The 4,486-nt window shown below is 63.5% G+C and carries 3 protein-coding genes; 1 reads left to right on the forward strand and 2 read right to left on the reverse strand.

What is annotated here, in order from left to right; genetic code table 11:
• Positions 1-316: 316 nt before the first annotated feature.
• Positions 317-1,399, forward strand: coding sequence for a chorismate mutase (locus ABYO54_RS14420; RefSeq protein WP_372808945.1), 1,083 nt, complete (start codon positions 317-319; stop codon positions 1,397-1,399).
• Positions 1,400-1,402: 3 nt separating this feature from the next.
• On the opposite strand, the gene ABYO54_RS14425 is transcribed toward ABYO54_RS14420, so the two are convergent.
• Positions 1,403-3,799 (reverse strand): right-handed parallel beta-helix repeat-containing protein, encoded by a 2,397-nt coding sequence (locus tag ABYO54_RS14425; RefSeq protein ID WP_372808946.1) that lies wholly within the window; start codon positions 3,797-3,799, stop codon positions 1,403-1,405.
• An 86-nt stretch (positions 3,800-3,885) separates the two neighbouring features.
• A partial coding sequence (locus ABYO54_RS14430; protein WP_372808947.1) for a helicase-related protein occupies positions 3,886-4,486 on the reverse strand: 601 nt, incomplete at its 5' end.

Consider the following 4,486-nt stretch of genomic DNA (forward strand, 5'->3'; position numbering starts at 1 on the left):
GCTACTCCGTCCGGCGTCGCGCCCCTCACGCGGCGCGTGGGTTGAAACTCCGAATCGGAATGCGGAGCTACTCCGTCCGGCGTCGCGCCCCTCACGCGGCGCGTGGATTGGAACTCCGGGGTTACTCCGCATCGGAATACGGAGCTATGTCGCACCCACAGGGGGGGGGGCGCGGTGAAAGCTCCATTTCGCCCGGTGGGGAATCGGGTCTACAGGGTTGCGACCGAGCGACGGGGTGCATTTGGTTGGCGGGGTGATTGCACCGGGGGGCGATCCGTGGGAGGATGTTTTCGTTTATAAGTGAAAGGAATGGGCTATGGGCAAGGATGTAATCAAGGCGTGGGGTTTTCCCGTCGACCGGGTGTTTTTGGCGGCGGGGCCGTGTAGCGCGGAGAGTGAGTTGCAGGTGTTGGAAACGGCGCGGGCGTTGGCGGGGAAGGGCGTGGGCTTTTTTCGTGCGGGCATCTGGAAGCCGCGGACGCGACCGGGCAGTTTCGAGGGGGTGGGCCTGAAGGGGTTGGGCTGGATGGACCGCGCGCGTAGCGAGACGGGGCTGAAGATCGGGACGGAGGTTGCGGATCCCTCGCATGTGGAGGCGTGTCTGGAGTATGGCCTGGATGTGCTGTGGGTCGGTGCGCGGACGACGACGAATCCGTTTTCGGTGCAGGCGATCGCGGATGCTTTGCGCGGGACGGATGTTCCGGTGTTTGTGAAGAATCCGATGAGCGCGGACATCGGGCTTTGGATCGGGGCGATCGAGCGGCTGGCGAATGCGGGGGTTACGAAGCTGGGTGCGATCCACCGCGGGGTGAGTTCGTCGCTGGAGATGCGTTACCGCAATGCGCCCGCGTGGAAGATGCCGATCGAGCTGATGCGCCGGATGCCGGAGGTGCCGATTATTTGCGACCCGAGCCATATCTGCGGCAAGGCGGATCTGGTTCCGACGATTGCGCAGGAGGCGATGGACCTGTTGTTCGATGGGCTGATGGTGGAAGTCCATCCGAATCCGCCGGCGGCGCTTTCGGATGCGTCGCAACAGCTGACGCCGGAGCGTTTCTTTTCGATGGTCGGCCAACTGCAGTTGCCGCACGAGCAGAGCGACAGCGCGGTGTTCATGAACCGCATGAGCGCGTTGCGCGAGGCGGTGGACGAGCTGGACAGCAAGATGCTGGAGCTGTTGGGAAGCCGCATGGAGATTGTGGAGGAGATGGGGCGCTTGAAAACGCAGCAGAATGTTTCAACGCTGCAGCCGCATCGCTGGCAGGCGATTTTGGAAGACCGCGTTCGCAAGGGGTTGGCGCTGGAACTTTCCGAGGATTTCGTGCTGCAGGTGATGCAGTCGATCCACGAGGAGGCGATCCGCCGGCAGGAGGCCGATCGCGTGGACGGGGCGGGATAGGCCCTATTCGCGCTTGTTGCGGTATTCGATATATTCGTTTTCTTCGATGAAGCCGTCGTTGTTGGCGTCGATCTGCTTGAAGTTCTTGCTCATGTACCCGATGACTTCGTCGCTGGAAAACTTGCCGTTGCGGTCGAGGTCGTAGCTGTTCAGCAGGTTTGCGAAGCCGCTCCCCGAGCGCGCGGTGCTTTGGGCGGCGGCCCCTTTCCTGGGCAAGGCGGTTTGCCGGCCGATCACCTCGCCGCCGAAGCGGTCGGCCTGCAAATAGATGTGGTATTGCTGGACCATGTCGATGTTGCGGCGGGAGTTGCCGTCGTGCACGGAATAGACGACTTGCAGGGGGATGGGTTTCGATCGGTCGAGCTTCCGGGCTTCGAGGATGAATTCGCGCGGCTCGGTGTCGGTGGCCTGCTGGGTGATGCGCGGGGCGGTGTTCATGGAGGGGGCGATCACGCCGGCGGGGGTCTTGAGGGCATACTTGAGCGGGTCGCCCAGATTGTTCCAGCTCACCTGGTAGAGCGGGTCGATGTGGAACCCGAGGTAGATGTTCCCGTTTCCGCTTTCGCGCAGCGCTTTGTCGCCCTCGATGCGCAGCTTCACGTAGTGGGGGGCGTTGGGGTCGAGCGGCGTGATTTCCAGCGGGAGGAATTGGGCGGCGAGGGAGATTTCGGGCCGCTCGACGAACTGGGCTTCCGGCAGATCGATCGGCTTGAGGGTTGTTTCGGGCAGCGTGTTCGGATCGGTCGGGGTGTCGAGCGTTCCGGCCACGTTCGCGAGCGCGCGGCGGAGCCCGTCGGCATCGGAGATGGAACCTTCGTAGATTGGTTCGCCTTTGCCGGAAAAGACGAAGAGGTTGTTGATTCCGCGGGGGTCGAGGGCCTCGGCCGCCTGGTTATCCATCGTATCGTAGAGCCACGGCACCTTGGTGAAGAGGGTTGAATCGGCAATCTTGATGTGGCGGGCCCGCTCCTGCCGGTTGAAGGGTTGGATGTAGCCGTTGTTTTCGGGGTGGCGCAGGAAGCGGTAGAGATAGTGGAAGCCGACGCCCTTGGGGGCATAGTCGATGGCGGCGGCTTCGATGTTGCGGTAGAATTCGGTAAAGCGGGGGTCGGTCAGGTCGCCGAGCGCCAGCACGGTGTAGTCCGCCGTGGCGACGATGCCGCGGAGCTTGACCTTGATGTCCTGGGCGTTGTGGACGAAGACGTCGGCGAGCGGGCTCTTGGGTTCGGGCTTGGGGACGTAGACGGGCACTTTTTCGGGTTCGGGCTTGGGCTTGGCTACGATGGGGGCGGGCTGTTGCGCTGGTTCCGTCGTTGCGGCAACGGAGGGCGCGTCGTACCGGCCAATCTCGCCGCGGCCCGTTGCTCCTTTGTTGTTGGCGTATTTCGGGTTGGTGACCTCCACCGAAGCGCCGCTCTCGAGCGCGATGGCCCCCGAGCCGTTGTTGCTGAGGTTTTTCGTGAACACGCAGTCGGCCACGACCGGGGAAATGCTGCCGCGGAAGGCGAGCGCGCCGCCATTTTGTTTCGCCGTGTTGCCGTTGAAGATGGATTGGTGAATTTCCAGCCGGATGCCCGCCTTGCGGTCGGAGACCGCCACGATGGCGCCGCCGATGGCGTCGGTGGTGTTGAAGAGGAAGTTCGAATCCTTGATCAGGGCCATGGTATCGGTCCCGAGGGCGATGGCGCCTCCGGCGGTGGGGGCATAGTTCGCGGAGAAGATCGAGTCGACCACGTAGATCTTCGAGGTGCGCAGGGCCGCGATAGCCCCGCCCGTTTCGGCGGAATTGGAGTAGAAGGTGCAGTTGGTGGCGGTGAGGTTGCTGCTCTTGGCATGGATGGCGCCGCCGCTTTCCGCCCCGTTTCGCTCGAAGGTGCAATTGGCGACGGTCACGTTGCGCGACTCCTCGGGAAGCAGCAGGCCGCCGCCGAAACGCTCTTCGCCGGCGGCGTTGGCGTTGCCATGCGAGATGGTGAAGCCGTCGATCCGGATGTCGGAGGCGCCCGTCAGCACGTGGTAGGCGTTGTCGGTCGGGATGGCCGCGCGCCCGAGGTCTCCGCTGAGGATGGTCCGGTTGGCCTTGGGGTTGCGCTGGTCGAGCGCGGTTTCCGTGCCGCGGAAGCCGCCATAGAGGGAAACGCCCTTCTTCATCAAAATGGTGGCGTTGCGGCTGTCGCCCGCGGGTTTGTGGACCCCTTTCTTCACCCAGACGTCGCCGCCGCCGGCCGCGGCCGCGGCATCGATGGCGCCTTGCAGGGTGGGGAATGCGCTGAACCACGAATCGCCCGTCGGGGCATCCCCAAGGTAGTCGCGGTCGACATAAAAGACCCCGGCTCCAAACGAAAACGATGCCAGCATCAGCAACGCCGCGGCCAGACTATGTTTTAAATTCAGCGACATGCCTCAAACATGTATCACGGCGCAATCATCGGCCTCAAACCAAAAGCTCGGCCACTTGCCCCGCCGAGGCGGGCCGGGGAATGGCGCTAGCCGGCCTTGGATTCCAGCGCCGTGATCTGGTCGCGCAGGGTGGCGGCGCGCTCGAACTCGAGCGCTTCGGCGGCCTCGAGCATTTCCTGCTGCAGCTGGTGGATCGTTTCGCTGAGGCTGTATTCGACGCCGTCCTCGGCCACGGCGAGTTCGACCGTCTCCTCGGCGGTTTCGTAGATCGTCTTGAGGCTGTCGGCGATCTCCTTTTTGATCGCCTGCGGCACAATGCCGTGCTCTTCGTTGTAGGCGCGTTGCTTTTGGCGGCGGTGGTCGCACTTGTCGAGCATGCGCTGCATCGAGTCGGTAATCTTTTCGGCATACATGATGACGAGCCCGTCGATGTGGCGCGCGGCGCGCCCGGCGGTCTGCACCAGCGCGGTTTCGGAACGCAGGAAGCCCTCCTTGTCGGCGTCGAGAATCGCGACGAGCGACACCTCGGGCAGGTCGAGCCCTTCGCGCAGCAGGTTGATGCCGATCAGGCAGTCGACCGTTCCGCTGCGCAGCTCGCGCAGAATGTCGACGCGCTCGAGCGCATCGATGTCGGAGTGCAGATATTGGACCTTTAGCCCGGTTTTTTCGAGGTATTCGGCCAAATCC

Origin of the sequence: Pontiella sp. (assembly GCF_041622395.1) — a bacterium.
Taxonomy (GTDB): Bacteria; Verrucomicrobiota; Kiritimatiellia; order Kiritimatiellales; family Pontiellaceae; genus Pontiella.

What these genes read in the sequence shown, in the direction of transcription:
- ABYO54_RS14425 (WP_372808946.1), bottom strand. Translation starts at nt 3,799, where the DNA reads ATGTCGCTGAATTTAAAACATAGTCTGGCCGCGGCGTTGCTGATGCTG.
- ABYO54_RS14420 (WP_372808945.1), top strand. Translation starts at nt 317, where the DNA reads ATGGGCAAGGATGTAATCAAGGCGTGGGGTTTTCCCGTCGACCGGGTG.